Genomic DNA, 15,211 nt, shown 5'->3' on the forward strand with positions numbered 1-15,211 from the left:
AAAATTTGGGCCCGGCGGGACGGATCGTCGCAGCTACGACGGCCTGCGAACGGCATCGGGTCCCGGTGATCGGGAATCTTTTAGCGTAACCGGACAATTGTGAACTACTGAGTATACATGGATACCGACGACCTCGGCGACCTGCTCTCGCAGTTCGGCCTGTCAGCGAAGGAGATCGACACCTATCTCGCGATACTCGATCACGGCGAGTCGAAGGCGAGCACGATCGCCGACGCTGCGGACGTCTCCAAGCGGTACGTCTACAGCATCAGCGAGGAACTCGAGGATCGCGGCTTCGTCGAGGTCGACGACCACGCCGTCCCGACCGTTATTCGCCCCGTCCAGCCAGAGACGGTCGTCGGACGACTCACCGACAGCGTCGAAGCGATCGAGCCGGAGTTACAGTCGCGGTACACGACGACCGAACGGACGGGCGAACAGTTCGAGGTGATCAAATCCCGCCAGACGGTGCTCAAGCGGATCGAAGAGCTGTTGGCCGCCGCGGAGACGGAGGTCACGCTCTCGCTGCCCGTCGAGATACTGCCCCAGATCCGCTCGACGCTCGAGGAGACCGTCGATCGGGGCGTCCTGGTCTTGCTTCTGTTAGGGGGCACCGACGACGATCAGGACATCGCCTCGCTGGCCGGAACGGCGAGTACGGTCCGCACGTGGGACGCGCTCGTGCCGACGATGCTCACGGTCGACGCCCAGCACGGCCTGCTCGCCCCCAGCCAGCTGCTGACGAGTTCGACGAGCGAGACGAAGGCGATCAGCATCTCGCAGCCACAGCTCACACCCGTTTTCGCCGGCTCCTTTCTCGCGAACTACTGGCCGACCGCCGAGGAACGCTACGTGAGCGCGCCTGGAGAGCTCCCGCGGACGTTCGACGGATTCCGCAACGCGGTCTTCCAGATGGCTCTCCACCGAGCCACGGACAACCGGATCGAGGCGACGGTGACGGGAACGCCCGTGGGGGATCGAGACCTTCCGTCGACGCTCTCCGGCGAAGTCGTCGCCGTTCGGCAGAGTCTCGTCCGCCCCGTCTCGTCGACGGTGCCGATCGAGAACGCCTTCGAACTCGACGTCGACGGCGAGCGCTACACGATCGGCGGCACCGGCGCGTTCCTCGAGGATTTCGAGGCCGAATCGGTTACCGTCCGCCCGCTCGAGGAGTGAGAAACCGGGCAGGCCGGTTTTTCACCTGTGAGTAAATCTCTTGAGTCGGGGGCGTGAACGTCTCGTCGTGATGGACAGCCACTGCCACACAGCGGGAGGGATCGCCGGTGTCTGAACGCCAGTCGGTCAGAGACCGACTCGTCGAGAGCGGCGTCATCGCCGTGCTCCGCGGAATCGACGAGGATCAGATCGTTCCGGTCGCGCGAGCGATTCACGAGGGAGGCGTCGACGCGCTCGAGGTCACCGCGGACGGGACGCGTGTGAGCGAACGGATCGCCGCCGTCGACCGTGAACTCGGTGACACTGACGCGATCGTCGGCGCGGGGACCGTCCTCGACGCGCCGACGGCGCAGTCGGTGATCGACGCGGGCGCCGAATTCGTCGTCTCGCCGAACACCGACGTCGAGACTGTCAGACTTTGTAACCGACAGGGCGTGCTCTCGGCACCGGGAGTCATGACGCCGACCGAAGCCGTCACGGCGCTCGAGGCCGGCGCGGACGTGCTCAAACTGTTCCCGGCCTCGACCGTCGGGCCGGGTCACATCGGCGCGATTCGAGGCCCGCTCGGCGACGTCGACGTGATTCCGACCGGCGGCATTTCACCGGCGAACGTCGAGTCGTACTTCGACGCCGGCGCGGTCGCCGTCGGTGCCGGTAGCGCGCTCATCGACTACGACGCGATCGCCGACGACGATATGGACCGCGTTCGGGAGAGCGCCGCCGAGTTCGTCGAGACCGTCGAATCCGTCCGAAGCGACTGATCGCTGCCCGCGTTCGCAATTTTCCGTCGACCGTGAAAAACTCGTTAGCGGTGCAGAGTTCCGTTTCGACGGGTGCGGACGTCCGTTTCGATCTCCCGTGCATCGAGCGACAGCCATCGGTATGCGGAGCGAAAACTCTTCGAAAACCGATAGTTACTGACGGTGGCCGAGCGCCGTTCAAATATTTACTACGAATTGGGTAAACTTTTTGCGGGCGGGGGTTCTCTGGTGAGCCATGAAAGCGATCGCTGTCGAACCCGGGGCCGGTACGCCCGTCCTCGTCGAAAAACCCCGTCCCGACCCGAAGCCCGGCGAAGCGCTCGTTCGCACGCTTCGCGTCGGCGTCGACGGGACCGACCACGAAGTCATCGCGGGCCACCACGGAAACCTTCCCGACGGCGCGGATCGACTCGTACTCGGCCACGAGGCCGTCGGCATCGTCGAGGACGCGAACGGGACCGATCTCGAGGAAGGCGAGTTCGTCGTCCCGACCGTTCGGCGTGCACCGAACGGGACCAACGAGTACTTCGAGCGCGGCGAGCCCGACATGGCTCCCGAGGGGAAGTACGTCGAGCGAGGAATCGTCGACGGACACGGATTCATGGCGGAGTACTTCACCAGTCCCGCGGAGTATCTCGTGCCGATTCCCGAACGGCTCGCCCCGCTCGGATTTCTGGTCGAGCCGATCAGCATCAGCGAGAAGGCCATCGAGCACGCTATCGCTTCCCGGTCGGCGTTCGACTGGGAACCGGAGTCGGCGATCGTGCTCGGAAACGGCTCGCTCGGACTCATCACGCTCGCGATGTTCGAGGAGGTACTCGAGATCGACCGGACCTACTGTCTCGGCCGGCGGGACCGACCGCATCCGACGATCGACCTCATCGACGAACTCGGCGCGACGTACGTCGACTCGCGCGAGACGCCCGTGCCGGAGATTCCCGACGTGTACGAGTCGATCGACCTCGTCTACGAGGCGACGGGCCACGCGAAACACGCCTTCGAGACGGTCGACGCGCTCGCGCCGAACGGCGTCGGCGTCCTGCTCGGCGTCCCCGAACCCTGGGAGTTCGAGGTCGACGGCGGTCGCCTCCACCGGGAACTCGTCCTCCACAACAAGGCGCTGCTGGGGACCGTCAACTCCCACCGCGGCCACTTCGAGGCCGCGATCGATACGCTCTCGCAGCTTCCGACGTGGTTCACCGACGAGTTCGTCACCGGCGTCCACGGGCTCGAGGAGTTCGAACGCGCGTTCGACACCGGCGACGACGTAGTGAAGACCGCCGTCGAGTTTAGCCGTCTCTGAGCACGGCTCGAGTTCGCGGCCACGATCCTGTTTTACCCCTGACTCGATGCCGTTGCTGTCGATCAATGAATGGAAACAATTACTATTATCGAAGTAAGTATTTGTGCTATGGGAGTCGATTACACGCAGCTTCACGATCCGAACGCCGAGTACACGATGCGCGACCTCTCGGCGGAGACGATGAACGTCACCCGCGAACGAGGCGGGGGCCGAGACGTCCAGATCACGGACATCCAGACGACGATGATCGACGGCAACTTCCCGTGGACGCTCGTGCGAATTTACACCGACGCGGGCATCGTTGGGACCGGCGAGGCCTATTGGGGTGCGGGCGCGCCAGAATTGATCGAGCGCATGGCCCCCTTCCTGCGTGGCGAGAACCCGCTCGACATCGATCGACTCACGGAGCACCTCGTCCAGAAGATGTCCGGCGAGGGCTCGATCGGCGGCGTCACGGTGACGGCGATTTCGGGCATCGAGGTCGCCCTCCACGATCTAGCGGGCAAGATCCTCGAGGTACCGGCCTACCAGCTGCTGGGCGGGAAGTACCGCGACGAGGTTCGGGTCTACTGCGACTGTCACACCGAAGACGAGGCGGATCCGATAGCCTGTGCCGACGAGGCCGAACGCGTCGTCGAAGAGCTCGGGTACGACGCGCTGAAGTTCGATCTGGACGTGCCGTCGGGCCACGAGAAGGATCGTGCGAACCGTCACCTTCGCGGCCCCGAGATCGAGCACAAGGCCTCGATCGTCGAAGCCATCACCGAACGCGTCGGATCGCGCGCCGACGTCGCGTTCGACTGCCACTGGACGTTCTCGGGTGGCAGCGCGAAACGGCTTGCGAAGCGTCTCGAGGAGTACGATATCTGGTGGCTCGAGGACCCCGTGCCGCCGGAGAACCACGACGTCCAGCGGGAGGTCACCCAGTCGACCACGACGCCGATCACCGTCGGGGAGAACGTCTACCGGAAACACGGCCAGCGCCGGCTGCTCGAGGAGCAGGCCGTCGATATCATCGCGCCGGATATGCCGAAGGTCGGCGGGATGCGCGAAACCCGAAAGATCGCCGATCTGGCGGATATGTACTACGTGCCCGTGGCGATGCACAACGTCGCCTCGCCCGTCGCGACGATGGCCAGTGCCCACGTGGGCGCGGCGATTCCGAACTCGTTGGCCGTCGAGTACCACTCCTACGAACTCGGCTGGTGGGAGGATCTGGTCCAAGAGGACGTCATCGAGGACGGCTACATCGAGATTCCCGAGAAACCGGGCCTCGGCGTGACCCTCGACATGGACGTGGTTGCGGAGCGGATGGTCGACGGTGAGGAGTTGTTTGATGAATCGTGAGATTCATCAAACTCGCTGAGCGCTGCTCAGCGTTGTTTGACTGAGCGAAGCGAAGTCAAATTCACAGAGCTTCGCTCTGGGTAATTCGACGCGGCGTGAGCCGCGTCGGGCTCGTGAATCACCGATGTGCCCCGTCGAACCCGATCGGAACGCGAGAACGCTTCCACCCTCGAGATGGCGCTGCCGGGACGTGTTTTATTGTCCTCCTCGAGGTGAATCTGGGTATGTCGCCAGACGAACGGCCCGTCAGCCGTCGCCGGGTACTGGGGCTGAGTGCCGGTGTCGCGACCGCAACCGGTTTCGGGAGCGTCGTGAGCGCGAGTGCCGGTACACAGGAGACTGAGGACGACGACGAGCCGGACGGAGCCACCGACGCCGACGTGGGGGGACGGTACGCGGAGATTTACCAGGAGGCGATCGACGACGTCGTGCTCATCACCGTCCCCGGGGCCGGCGAGCCCGGTCAGGAGACGCCCGGCGGACTCGGCTCCGGGTTCGTGGTCGACGACTACGTCGTGACGAACCACCACGTCGTCGGCGGCTCCGACGAGGTCGAACTCCAATTTCGGGACGAACAGTGGCGAGCGGGGGACGTCGTCGGAACGGACGTCCACAGCGACCTCGCCGTCCTCGAGGTCGACGACCTTCCTGACGGCCCCGACGGGCTCGAGTTCGCGACCGACGGGCCGACGATCGGGGCCGAAGTCCTCGCCCTCGGCAACCCGCTCGGGCTCGATGCGTCGATCTCACAGGGAATCGTCAGCGGGATCGACCGGTCGCTCCCGAGCCCGACGGGGTTCTCGATCCCGGCGGCGATCCAGACCGACGCCCCGGTCAACCCGGGTAACAGCGGCGGTCCGCTCGTGGACCTCGACGGCGAGGTCGTCGGCGTCGTCTTCGCCGGCGCGGGCCAGACGATCGGGTTCGCCATCTCCGCCGCGCTCGCGAATCGCGTCGTCCCCGCACTCGTCGAGGATGGCACGTACGAACATCCCTACATGGGCGTCACCGTCACGCCCGTCGGACCGCAGATCGCCGAGGCGAACGATCTCGAGGAGCCACGGGGCGTGTTGATCACCGAAACCATCCCGAACGGGCCCGCCGAGGACGTCCTCCAGCCGGCGACCGGCGCCACGACGGTCGGCGGGACGGCCGTCCCCGTCGGCGGCGACGTGATCGTGGCCATCGGCGACGAGGAGATCCCCAATCAGGACCGGCTCTCGTCGGTGCTCGCGCTCGAGACCTCTCCTGACGAGACGATCCCGGTCGAGATCATCCGCGACGGGGAGCGCGGAATCGTCGAGTTGACCCTCGAGTCGCGGCCGGACGTCGACGCGCCGTGATCTCGCTTCGGCGGCGGCCACGTGGCCGTCCAGTATGCAGGTCCTTGCCACGTTTGACCGTCGAGCTTTTACCTCCGGAAGCGATTCCTATGATAACCGATTCTTGGGAACCTCATGAGCAAACCTACCCACTCCATCTCCGACGACGTTCTCGGTCTCGAGCGGCCGCTCGATGCGCTACAGACCAGTCCCGACTTTCGTGGCCCGGTCGAGCCGCTGGACGGAAACTTTTGTAACGACCACTTCGCGTTGATCTACGAATCCAGCGACGATCAGTTCGCGGCCGTGGCTCCGTTCATCCGCCAGGGGATCGAACGCGGCGAACACTGTCTGTACGTCGTCGACGAGAACGACGTAGCCGACGTCGAGGCGGCGCTTCGGGACAGGGGTGTCGACGTCGACGCCGCCCTCGAGTCCGGTGCGTTAGCCTTCGAGACGACCCAGAGCACCTACCTTCGCGACGATCAGTTCGACGCCGACGAGATGATCTCCGTCTACGAGGAGGTCATCCGGGAGACGACCGAGGAGTACGAGGCGTTCCGACTGGCTGCCGACATGTCGTGGATCCTCGAGGCCGACGTGTCGGTCGAGGAGTGTATGACCTACGAGAGCAAGGTCAACGAACTCTTCGACGAGGAGGACGCCGTCGCAGTCTGTCAGTACGACCGCGAGGCGTTCCCGCAGGAGGTCCTCTGCGACGTCGTACGGGTCCACCCCCACCTCATCTACGACAACACTGTCTGTCACAACTTCTACTACATTCCGCCCGTCGAGTTTTGCGACACTACCCAGCCGACCCACGAGCTCGATCGCATGCTCGGTACGCTGATCGACAGAACGAGGGCGAAAGCCGAGCTCCGAGAGCGCGAACGGTACCTCCAGCGCCAGAACGATATCACGGCGGATCCGGGGAAATCGTTCGAGGAGAAGTTACAGGCCCTCTTCGAGTTGGGCTGTGAGCGGTTCGACCTCGAACTCGGCGTGATGGCCCGCGTCGACGTCGAGGAGAACTGGTTCGAGGTCGAACACGTCAGCGATGATCACGAACACTTCAAACCCGGCGTCGAACTGCCGCTATCGGAGACGTACTGTACGGCCGCGACCGAGATCAGGGCGGCTGGAAGCGTCTCCGACCCCGAGGCGGAAGGCTACGACGATATCTTCGTCTACGACGAGTTCGACCTTCGCGCGTACCTCGGTACCTATCTCGACGTCGACGGCGGGACCGACAGGACGTTTTTCTTCGTCAGTTCCGACCCGTGTACCGACAGCTTCTCCGACGACGAACACGCCTTCCTCCGGTCGATGGGCCAGTGGGTGACGTACGAACTCGAGGAGAATCAACGCGAGCGCGAACTCGAGCGAACCGTCGACCGACTCGAGACGTCGAACGAACGGCTCGAGCAATTCGCCTACGCCGCCAGCCACGACCTCCAGGAGCCCCTGCGGATGGTCTCGAGCTACCTCCAGTTGCTCGACGCTCGCGGCGCCGATCTCACCGAGGAGAACCAGGAGTTCCTCGAGTTCGCCGTCGACGGCGCCGACCGGATGCGCGACATGATCGACGGACTCCTCGAGTACTCGCGTATCGAGACGCGCGGCGCGCCGCTCGAGCCGATCGAACTTGACGCCGTCCTCGATGACGTCCGCGGGGACCTGCGATTCCAGCTCGCCAGCAGCGACGCGGAGCTCGCGGTGGCGTCGCTGCCGCGCGTGGAAGGCGACGGCAACCAGCTTCGGCAGCTATTCCAGAACCTCCTGGCGAACGCGATCAAGTACTCGGGCGACGAGCCGCCACGGATCGAGATCGCTGCCGACCGAGCCGGCGCCACGTGGACGATTTCGGTCCGCGACGAGGGGATCGGCATCGATCCCGACGAGCAGGACCGAATTTTCGACATTTTTGACCGGCTACACAGTCGCGAGACCTACGACGGAGCGGGGATCGGGCTCGCGCTCTGTGAGCGAATCGCCGAGCGACACGGCGGCGAGATTTGGGTCGACTCCGAACCCGGCGAGGGGGCGACGTTCTCAGTGACGCTGCCGGCGGTGAGCGCCGACAAGAACTGACCCAGTGATTGAGTCCGAAGACGGCTATCGGACGAACTCTCGTGGGAGTTGCAGGCGTCGGTGCAGTTCGAGCCAACCACGGGGGCCGTTTTGGGCGGTATCGCAGAACTGGCTACCTGCAGAGCCGATCCCGACGGGACATTGTGGGAAATTTGGGGTGTTCGTCGAATACGACGTAGAAACGGGTATGACGGCGGTGCAGTCGCTGGCCGTTAGCTGTCCGCGTCAGCGTCCTCGGCGTCTTCGAGATCCTCGAGTTCCTCCTCCTCTTCGCGAGGCGCGTTCTGCGTCCCGAGGTCGTCGTCTCCGGCATCGACCTGGTCGGGGTCTTGGTCGACGCGCTCGAGTTCGTCCTCGATCTCTGCCTCTCGTTCCGCCTCGTACTCGTTCGCTCGGTCTGCGTCGTCTTCAGCCATGATCGTGGGTTCGGCCTCGAGCGGTTTGTTCGTCGGGCCGTCGCCTGCAACGTCGACCCGTTCGCGAGCCGAATCGTCGTCGGACACGAAAGACAGATAAAAGACGCCCCAGTGTGAACAGACAGACATGGACGTTCCGTACGACCTGACCTCGTACGTTCGGGTGTTGAAGATGGCAACGACACCCACGACTGAGGAGTTCCTTCAGGTATCGAAGATCGCCGGCGCAGGGATCCTGCTCATCGGGCTGATGGGCTTCCTCATCGGAGGCATCATGCTCGTGCTGACTGGTGGTCTCTGATGGGGATCTTCGCAGTCAAGACGACGGCGAGTCAAGAGCGCACCGTAGCAGACATGATCATCAACCGCGAGGAGCCGGAGATTCACGCCGCCCTCGCACCCGATTCGCTGACCTCCTACGTGATGGTGGAAGCCGAGGGCAACGCGGTCTTGAACCGCGTCCTCGAGGACATTCCCCACGCCCGGAGCATCGTGCCCGGCGAATCCGACATCTCGGAGGTCGAGCACTTCCTCTCGCCCAAGCCGGACGTCGAGGGGATCGCGGAGGGCGACATCGTCGAACTCATCGCTGGCCCGTTCAAGGGCGAGAAGGCCCAGGTCCAGCGCATCGACGAGGGCAAGGATCAGGTGACCGTCGAACTGTACGAGGCGACGGTTCCGATCCCGGTGACGGTTCGCGGCGACCAGATCCGTGTGCTGGACAGTGACGAGCGCTAACACGCTCGTCAAGCAGTCAGCGCGGCGAGGCCGCGCTGAATATTCCGACGAACGATAGTGAGTCGGTTCGCTCGGCGCGAAGCGCCGAGAGAGTTTTATACTAAATTTTGCAAGGAGCGGTGAGCGAACGCCGTGAGCGAATCCGACGCAGTAAAATTTAGGAGTGCGACGGTTCCGATCCCGGTGACGGTTCGCGGCGACCAGATCCGTGTGCTGGACAGTGACGAGCGCTAACACGCTCGTCAAGCAGTCAGCGCGGCGAGGCCGCGCTGAATATTCCGACGAACGGTAGTGAGTCGGTCCACTCGGCGCAAAGCACCGAAAGACGAGCGAAGCGGGTGCCTCGAAAAGCGAACGGGGATGGACGACCCGTGAGCGAGTAGGGTGGGGAGGGGACTCACTGCTCTACGGGTAGCTCGTTGCAGTCCTCAGAGAGGAACAGCAGTATTGGTCGAATGTCCTCGAACTGAGGGCCTCTCTCGACGCAATTCGTACTGGGTGTCCATTCGATAAACCCGTAGTCGTCTAATTTGGGGAGGTGGCAGTGTTGGTACTCAATGCTACTTGTATCGATTGGAAAACCCTCTGTTATCGGTACCTCTGTTTGCGAATTCTTCTCGACCAACGCGAATAACAGGCGTCGCCGTTTTTCATCCGCTAACGCATCAAATATCTTGTTTGTTATATGACTCATTTGGGGATAGTGGTACAACCGTATACATAAGACGACCCTCAGTTCCCACAGCGCTGGAGTACCCGCGTGAAGTCAAGTTGCTCGGTTTCCCCTGTGGCTGAACCGCTGCCGAGCGGAGCACAGCACACCTACTCGCTGTCCAACGAACCTGCGCCCGCTATCGCTTGAGTTCTGTGGCGATCGCCTGCATGTTCGCGACGTCTTCGATCTCCTCGAGCAGTTCCTCGCGGTTACGGACGTCTTCAGAGTTCGCGCCGTAGGCGCGAACGTACTCGGCGCGACTGTGCTCGGTAAAGGCGTGTCGGATCGCGAGGTAGCCGTCGGGGACGACGGTGCCACAGACCTTACACTCCCGTCGCTCGTGTTCCGTCGCCTGATGGACGACGGTCGATTCGACGTCCTCGAACACCGCTCCGCAGCCGTCGATTCCGCATTCCCAGGCCATTCACTCTCACTGAAACTATCGAGCGGCCGCCCTAATGATCCTTTCGCAGCCAGGACTGCTGGCCGACGTCCATCGCGACCTGCATACGATAGGGCTTCGATAAGTCGGCTCCTAGAGGGTGTATGCCCGCGACGAACCGCTCGAAACTGTCTTCTTTCGACGCCGACCGCGTCCGCCGTGCCGTCCAGCAGACTGTCTCCGGCCCGCTCTACTCGTTTTGTGAGTACGACACGGAGTCGTTTCGGCCGCTCTACATCGACGATCGAACGATCGCGCTGTACGACAGCAGCGACGAGATGCTCGAACACTTCGAGCGGATTCACACCCACGTCCACATGGACTTCATGCAGATCGAACTCTTCCGAAACACGCTGTTTCCGACCGCAGAACGGGTCGAATACATCGCCACGTCGATGGACGTTCTGAAGCTATTACGGGTCTACGTGGGCGACGAAGCACTTCTCCTCGCACTCGCGCCCGACGAGCCTGTCGAGCCGATCGTCGCCGTTATCAAGGAGACCGTCGGCTGGCCGCGGAATCAGAATTCATAACCCGGCGGTCTCGAAAGGGGCTCTCGTGAGCGAGGGTACCGCTGTGGAGACTCGAGTCGACTGTCACGTGAAGGTGCTCGACGAGTCGGTCGTCGAACGAGCGATCGCCGCCGGTCTCGACGTCATCGTCTACGCACCACACTTCACCCGATTACCGGAGATTCGGCGCCGAGCGAACCGCTTCTCGAGCGAGGACCTGCTGGTCGTCCCCGCACGGGAGGTGTTCACCGGCTCGTGGCGCGATCGAAAACACGTCCTGGCGATCGGTCTCGAGGAGCCGGTGCCGGATTTCATCCCGCTCGAGGCCGCGATGGCGGAGTTCGAGCGACAGGGAGCGGCCGTGTTGGCACCGCACCCGGAGTTCGCAACGGTGAGCCTCACCGAGGCGGATCTCCGCCAGTATCGAGACGCTATCGACGCGGTCGAGATCTTCAACCCGAAACATCTCCCGTCGCACAACCGACGGGCGCGCGAGCTGGCAGACCTGTTCGAACTCCCGCCGTTTACGTCGTCGTACGCCCACCTCACGAGCACGGTCGGCGTCGCCTACACCGCGTTCGAAGCCGAGATCGGTTCCGAGGCCGACCTCGTGAGCGCGCTCGTGGACGGCGTTCCCCGACGTGTCGCCCACCAGACCGGCCGGCAGCGATGGCGGACGACCGCGAGCGAACTCGCCCATCTCTGTTATGAAAACACCTGGGAGAAAGTCGATCGGCTCTTCCTCTCGGGAACCGAGCCGACGCATCCGAATCACATCGCCTACGACGGTCGGTTCGACGACGTCTCCGTCTACTGATACTGTCGGACAGAAGTCAATGAAGAGAATTCGCCGGATGGGAGCGGCGAATTTTCACAATAGTTCTGTCCGACAGTATGAGCGGCCGATTCCGACTACTGCTCCTCCTCGAGGGCGTCCGCGATTCGCTCGAGTTGCACTCCGACGTAACACAGCGCCTGCGTCTGCATGATCGCGGGGTCGTCGCTCCACTCGTTGGTGATGTACGCCGCCTGTTTTCCCGCTCGGTCGAGGTGTTCGTTGGTACTCGACATAGACGCCGGAGGGTTCACCGTCGAAACCTGAAACGGTTTGGGTCAGTCGGATATTCGGTCCGTGATCGGGTAGACGATCCGAAGACAGCATTCTCACGCCCAACGACTACCTTGTTCCGTGCTGTCTTTCCTCGTAGGCTATGGGAGAAACAGTCAAAGTCATCACACTGACCGGGAACTCGACAGAGTCGTGGGAAGACGCCGCACAGAACGCGATCGACGACGCGGATCAGACGCTCGAGAACATCACCGGCGTCGAGGTCGAATCGCAGACGGCCGAGGTCGAGGGCGGGTCGATCGAGGAGTATCGGACGACCCTCGACGTCGCGTTCGTGCTGAACAGATAACCGCATCACGGCGCAGAGACCACGAGGATTCAGTTCCCGTCCGTGGTCGACTCTCCGGCGGTTCCGTCTATTTTCGCCAGCGTGTCCGCGACCCGATCCCAGTGGCTCCCTCGCCAGAAGTGCTGGGCACACGCCCGACAGCGCCAGACGTCGATATCCGCGGGATCGGGTGCGTAATCGGGCGTCGACGCCGTCCGATCGACGGCCTCGAGCGATCCGTTGCACCGGCTGCAGAACGCGGGTTCGTCGGCCAGCGTCAGCGCTAGCCCCGCGTCCGCGAGTTCCGCCAGTTGGGTCTCGACCTCGCGTGACTCGAGCAGGATCGAATCGTTCGCCCGGCCCGCGAGTGCGACGTCTCTCGTGACGAGCGTCCGGTCTTCGGCTCGAGCGATCTCGAGCAACGCGTCGTCGGCTTCGACCCCGCGGTCGCCGGCGTAGACGGTGTCGTGGTTGCACATCCGCAGATAGGAAACTACCCCGCCGCACATGACGTCGAGGAGCAAGCACATGTGATGGGAGTCAGTGCCGAAGCGGTCGCCGATCAGTGCAGGAACTCGCGCAGGTCCTCGAGGTCCCACGTGTTGATCACGTCGGCAGGCTCGGCCCAGCCCCGGCGGGCGGTGTGGACGCCCCAGCGCATGTACTCGAGCGTTGCCGGCTGGTGGGCGTCGGTGTTGATCGAGATGGGTGCGCCCTCCTTGAGGGCGGCCTGTACGGCGCTCCCCCAGAGGTCGAGCCGGCGCGGGTTGGCGTTGATCTCGAGGGCGGTATCATGTTCCGCGGCGGCCGCTCCGAGTCGTCGCGCGTCGAACTCCAGTCCGGAGCGCTCGTTGAGCAGGCGGCCGCTGGGATGGCCCAGCACGTCGACGGCGGGGTTCTCGATCGCGCGGACGAGCCGTTCGGTGGCCGTCTCGGCGTCCTGATCGAGCGCGCTGTGGGGCGAGGCGACGATCACGTCCAGCGCCTCGATCACCTCCTCGGTGAGGCCGATCTCGCCGTCGGCGTCGACGTTGGCTTCGATGCCGGCGAGGATCTCGATCTCGCTCGCGGCGGCGACCTCTCGGATCCCCTCGACCTGCTCGAGGATTTCGGTGGCCGAGAGCCCCATCCCGCCGACGATTCCGGGGCCCTCAGCGTGATCAGCGACGCCGTAGAACTCGTAGCCCAACTCCGCGGCGGCGTCGACCATCGCCTCGATGCTCGTGTTGCCGTCGGACCACTCGGTGTGGGTGTGCAGATCCCCGCGGATATCCTCTCGAGTGACGAGGTCGGGCAACTCGCCGTTTTCGGCGGCGGCGATCTCGCCCCGATCCTCGCGGAGTTCCGGCGGAATCCACGGCAGGCCGAGGGCTTCGTACATCCCCTCCTCCGTCTCGCCGGCTACTCGCTCGCCGACGCGCTGGTCGGATTCGGGGTCGTCGACGTTACTTACGTCGAACGCGCCGTACTCGTTTAACTTCATGTCGCGGGCGATCGCGTAGTTGCGAAGCCGGACGTTGTGGTCCTTGCTTCCCGTGAAGTACTGCAGCGCGGAGCCGAACTCCTCTGGGACGACCACGCGAAGATCCACGCGGATCTCGCCGACGCGGATGCTCGCCTTCTCGGGGCCGGACTCAATCTCGCTGTCGACGGAGTCCCAATCGACGAACGCCTCGATGACGTCTTCGCTCCGCTCGGTCGCGACGAGGGCGTCTACGTCACCGATCGTCTCCCGCCAGCGCCGGATCGAGCCGGCGACCTCGCAGCGCTCGACGGCTTCGAGCCCCTCGAGAAACACGAGCACGTCGTCCGCGAGCGGACGGGCCTCGCCCAGCAGTTGGCGCTGGCCGACCTCGCGAGCGAACTCGATTCCTTCGCGGATGTTCTCTTCGGTTTTCGGGCCGAATCCTTTGATTTCCTGGATCTCGCCGGCCTCGGCGGCTTCCTCGAGGTCGTCTAACGTCTGCACGCCGAGTTCGCGGTAAAGTTTCCCCGCCGTCTTCGGACCGACGCCTTCGATTCTGGTGATGTCGGCGATGTCGATCGGCAGCTCCTCGCGGAGTTCCTCGAGTTCCTCGATCTGCCCCGTCTCGACGTACTCGACGACTTTCGACGCGATGGCGTCGCCGACGCCGTCGATCTCCTCGAGAATCTCCTCGTCGCCCGCCGCGACCCGATCCCCGATCGGCACGGGGTGGGCCTGGATGTTCTCGGCCGCGCGTCGGTACGCGCGCGGTTTGTACTCGACGCCGTCGGCTGCGAGCAGGTCTGCGAACTCCTCGAAGCGGCCGGCGATTTCGGCGTTGGTCACCATTATCGTCCCCCCCGACTGCCGGCGTCGTCGTCGCCGAGGGCCTGCTTCAGGAACGACATCCAGCGCTTTCGATCGGCTGCCTGCTGGGCCTTTTGCTCGCGCTCGAGGTCGGTCGGGCCGAGGCTCTCCAAGGCGTTCAGCGCCCGATCGATCCCAATGATGCTCTGGGCGAGGTCCTCGCCTTCCGCGCGGGAGATGTCTTCTTCCTCGATGGCCTCGAGGCGATCGTTCCGTTCGCGGCGCAGGTTCTTCTTCGCCTGCTCGACGCGGTCGCGCTCGCCGGCCGGGACCGTCTCGCGGCGCTTGATCTCGAAGACGAACGTCCGGAGGTCGATCGCCTCGCCCTGGACGGTGATCGTCTCGGGGATGTCCGCGCCGACGGTCGCGCCATCGCGCTCGACGCGCTCGAGCAGCTGCTTGCGCTCGTATGCTTGCACGCCTCGATATCCGGGTTGGGTGGGCAAAAATGTACAGTTCGTCCCTGCTGGGGTGGGCCGCCGCCACGTTTCGACCGCCCTCGAACCGATCGGATTCGACGGTGTTCGGTCGAGCGAACGATTCGGACGGTCTTCAAGCTGGGACTGATAGCCCGGTCGAACTGTTAGGGATGGAAAACTGTCGCGAGCGCGGATGTAAGCCCGCCATTCGCGCCGCGATTCAGCGTGAGGGACGAACCC

At 64.0% G+C, this 15,211-nt stretch carries 17 protein-coding genes; 11 read left to right on the forward strand and 6 right to left on the reverse strand.

All coding sequences use genetic code 11. From position 1 onward, the window contains the following. The first annotated feature begins 117 nt into the window (after positions 1 to 117). The 6 genes from BLT08_RS03315 (at position 118) to BLT08_RS03340 (ending at position 8,000) form a co-directional block, all read left to right on the forward strand. On the forward strand, positions 118 to 1,176 hold the full coding sequence (locus BLT08_RS03315; protein WP_090303349.1) for a TrmB family transcriptional regulator: 1,059 nt from the start codon (positions 118 to 120) through the stop codon (positions 1,174 to 1,176). 107 nt (positions 1,177 to 1,283) lie between these two features. Continuing rightward, complete coding sequence (locus tag BLT08_RS03320; protein ID WP_090303350.1) at positions 1,284 to 1,937, forward strand: bifunctional 4-hydroxy-2-oxoglutarate aldolase/2-dehydro-3-deoxy-phosphogluconate aldolase; 654 nt, start codon at positions 1,284 to 1,286, stop codon at positions 1,935 to 1,937. A 235-nt stretch (positions 1,938 to 2,172) separates the two neighbouring features. After that, the gene (locus tag BLT08_RS03325) at positions 2,173 to 3,240 is read left to right on the forward strand and encodes a glucose 1-dehydrogenase (protein ID WP_090303351.1); all 1,068 of its coding nucleotides are present in this window, start codon (positions 2,173 to 2,175) and stop codon (positions 3,238 to 3,240) included. A 108-nt stretch (positions 3,241 to 3,348) separates the two neighbouring features. Further along, positions 3,349 to 4,587: a mandelate racemase/muconate lactonizing enzyme family protein gene (locus BLT08_RS03330; RefSeq protein WP_090303352.1), complete on the forward strand. Its 1,239-nt coding sequence runs from the start codon at positions 3,349 to 3,351 to the stop codon at positions 4,585 to 4,587. A 224-nt stretch (positions 4,588 to 4,811) separates the two neighbouring features. Further along, positions 4,812 to 5,930 carry a S1C family serine protease gene (locus BLT08_RS03335; protein WP_090303353.1) on the forward strand — a complete coding sequence of 373 codons (1,119 nt, stop codon included), beginning with the start codon at positions 4,812 to 4,814 and terminating at the stop codon, positions 5,928 to 5,930. Positions 5,931 to 6,044: 114 nt separating this feature from the next. Next, entirely contained in the window at positions 6,045 to 8,000 is a 1,956-nt protein-coding gene (locus tag BLT08_RS03340; protein WP_090303354.1) for an MEDS domain-containing protein, read from the forward strand. 212 nt (positions 8,001 to 8,212) lie between these two features. On the opposite strand, the gene BLT08_RS03345 is transcribed toward BLT08_RS03340, so the two are convergent. Continuing rightward, on the reverse strand, positions 8,213 to 8,416 hold the full coding sequence (locus tag BLT08_RS03345) for a hypothetical protein (protein ID WP_090303924.1): 204 nt from the start codon (positions 8,414 to 8,416) through the stop codon (positions 8,213 to 8,215). Positions 8,417 to 8,543: 127 nt separating this feature from the next. Between BLT08_RS03345 and BLT08_RS03350 the strand changes: the two genes are divergently transcribed. Together BLT08_RS03350 and BLT08_RS03355 are read left to right on the forward strand one after the other, a co-directional pair. Further along, a complete protein-coding gene (locus tag BLT08_RS03350) occupies positions 8,544 to 8,717 on the forward strand; it encodes a protein translocase SEC61 complex subunit gamma (protein ID WP_006090494.1) in 174 nt (57 codons plus the stop codon). Next, on the forward strand, positions 8,717 to 9,154 hold the full coding sequence (locus tag BLT08_RS03355; RefSeq protein ID WP_004217006.1) for a transcription elongation factor Spt5: 438 nt from the start codon (positions 8,717 to 8,719) through the stop codon (positions 9,152 to 9,154). The genes BLT08_RS03350 and BLT08_RS03355 overlap by 1 nt, the downstream gene beginning before the upstream one ends. 851 nt (positions 9,155 to 10,005) lie before the next feature. Here BLT08_RS03355 and BLT08_RS03365 read toward each other — a convergent pair. Next, complete coding sequence (locus BLT08_RS03365) at positions 10,006 to 10,293, reverse strand: DUF7565 family protein (RefSeq protein ID WP_090303356.1); 288 nt, start codon at positions 10,291 to 10,293, stop codon at positions 10,006 to 10,008. Between the two features lie 122 nt (positions 10,294 to 10,415). Here BLT08_RS03365 and BLT08_RS22845 point away from each other — a divergent pair, with 122 nt between their 5' ends. Next, a complete protein-coding gene (locus tag BLT08_RS22845; protein ID WP_175529224.1) occupies positions 10,416 to 10,844 on the forward strand; it encodes a hypothetical protein in 429 nt (142 codons plus the stop codon). Between the two features lie 25 nt (positions 10,845 to 10,869). Continuing rightward, positions 10,870 to 11,640, forward strand: a complete 771-nt coding sequence (locus tag BLT08_RS03375; RefSeq protein WP_090303357.1) for a PHP-associated domain-containing protein — start codon at positions 10,870 to 10,872, stop codon at positions 11,638 to 11,640. A gap of 95 nt (positions 11,641 to 11,735) precedes the next feature. On the opposite strand, the gene BLT08_RS22850 is transcribed toward BLT08_RS03375, so the two are convergent. Next, entirely contained in the window at positions 11,736 to 11,894 is a 159-nt protein-coding gene (locus BLT08_RS22850) for a hypothetical protein (protein ID WP_175529225.1), read from the reverse strand. A gap of 140 nt (positions 11,895 to 12,034) precedes the next feature. Here BLT08_RS22850 and BLT08_RS03380 point away from each other — a divergent pair, with 140 nt between their 5' ends. Beyond that, positions 12,035 to 12,241: a dodecin family protein gene (locus BLT08_RS03380; RefSeq protein WP_090303358.1), complete on the forward strand. Its 207-nt coding sequence runs from the start codon at positions 12,035 to 12,037 to the stop codon at positions 12,239 to 12,241. A gap of 29 nt (positions 12,242 to 12,270) precedes the next feature. Here BLT08_RS03380 and BLT08_RS03385 read toward each other — a convergent pair whose 3' ends face one another. The 3 genes from BLT08_RS03385 to BLT08_RS03395 are packed head-to-tail and all read right to left on the reverse strand — an operon-like array spanning position 12,271 to position 14,971. Beyond that, entirely contained in the window at positions 12,271 to 12,750 is a 480-nt protein-coding gene (locus BLT08_RS03385) for a Mut7-C RNAse domain-containing protein (protein ID WP_090303359.1), read from the reverse strand. A gap of 32 nt (positions 12,751 to 12,782) precedes the next feature. After that, a complete protein-coding gene (polX, locus tag BLT08_RS03390; protein ID WP_090303360.1) occupies positions 12,783 to 14,534 on the reverse strand; it encodes a DNA polymerase/3'-5' exonuclease PolX in 1,752 nt (583 codons plus the stop codon). Continuing rightward, positions 14,534 to 14,971: a DUF5788 family protein gene (locus BLT08_RS03395; protein WP_090303361.1), complete on the reverse strand. Its 438-nt coding sequence runs from the start codon at positions 14,969 to 14,971 to the stop codon at positions 14,534 to 14,536. The genes polX and BLT08_RS03395 overlap by 1 nt, the downstream gene beginning before the upstream one ends. Positions 14,972 to 15,211: the final 240 nt, after the last annotated feature.

The sequence above is a fragment of the Natronorubrum texcoconense genome, from assembly GCF_900100335.1.
Classification (GTDB): Archaea; Halobacteriota; Halobacteria; order Halobacteriales; family Natrialbaceae; genus Natronorubrum; species Natronorubrum texcoconense.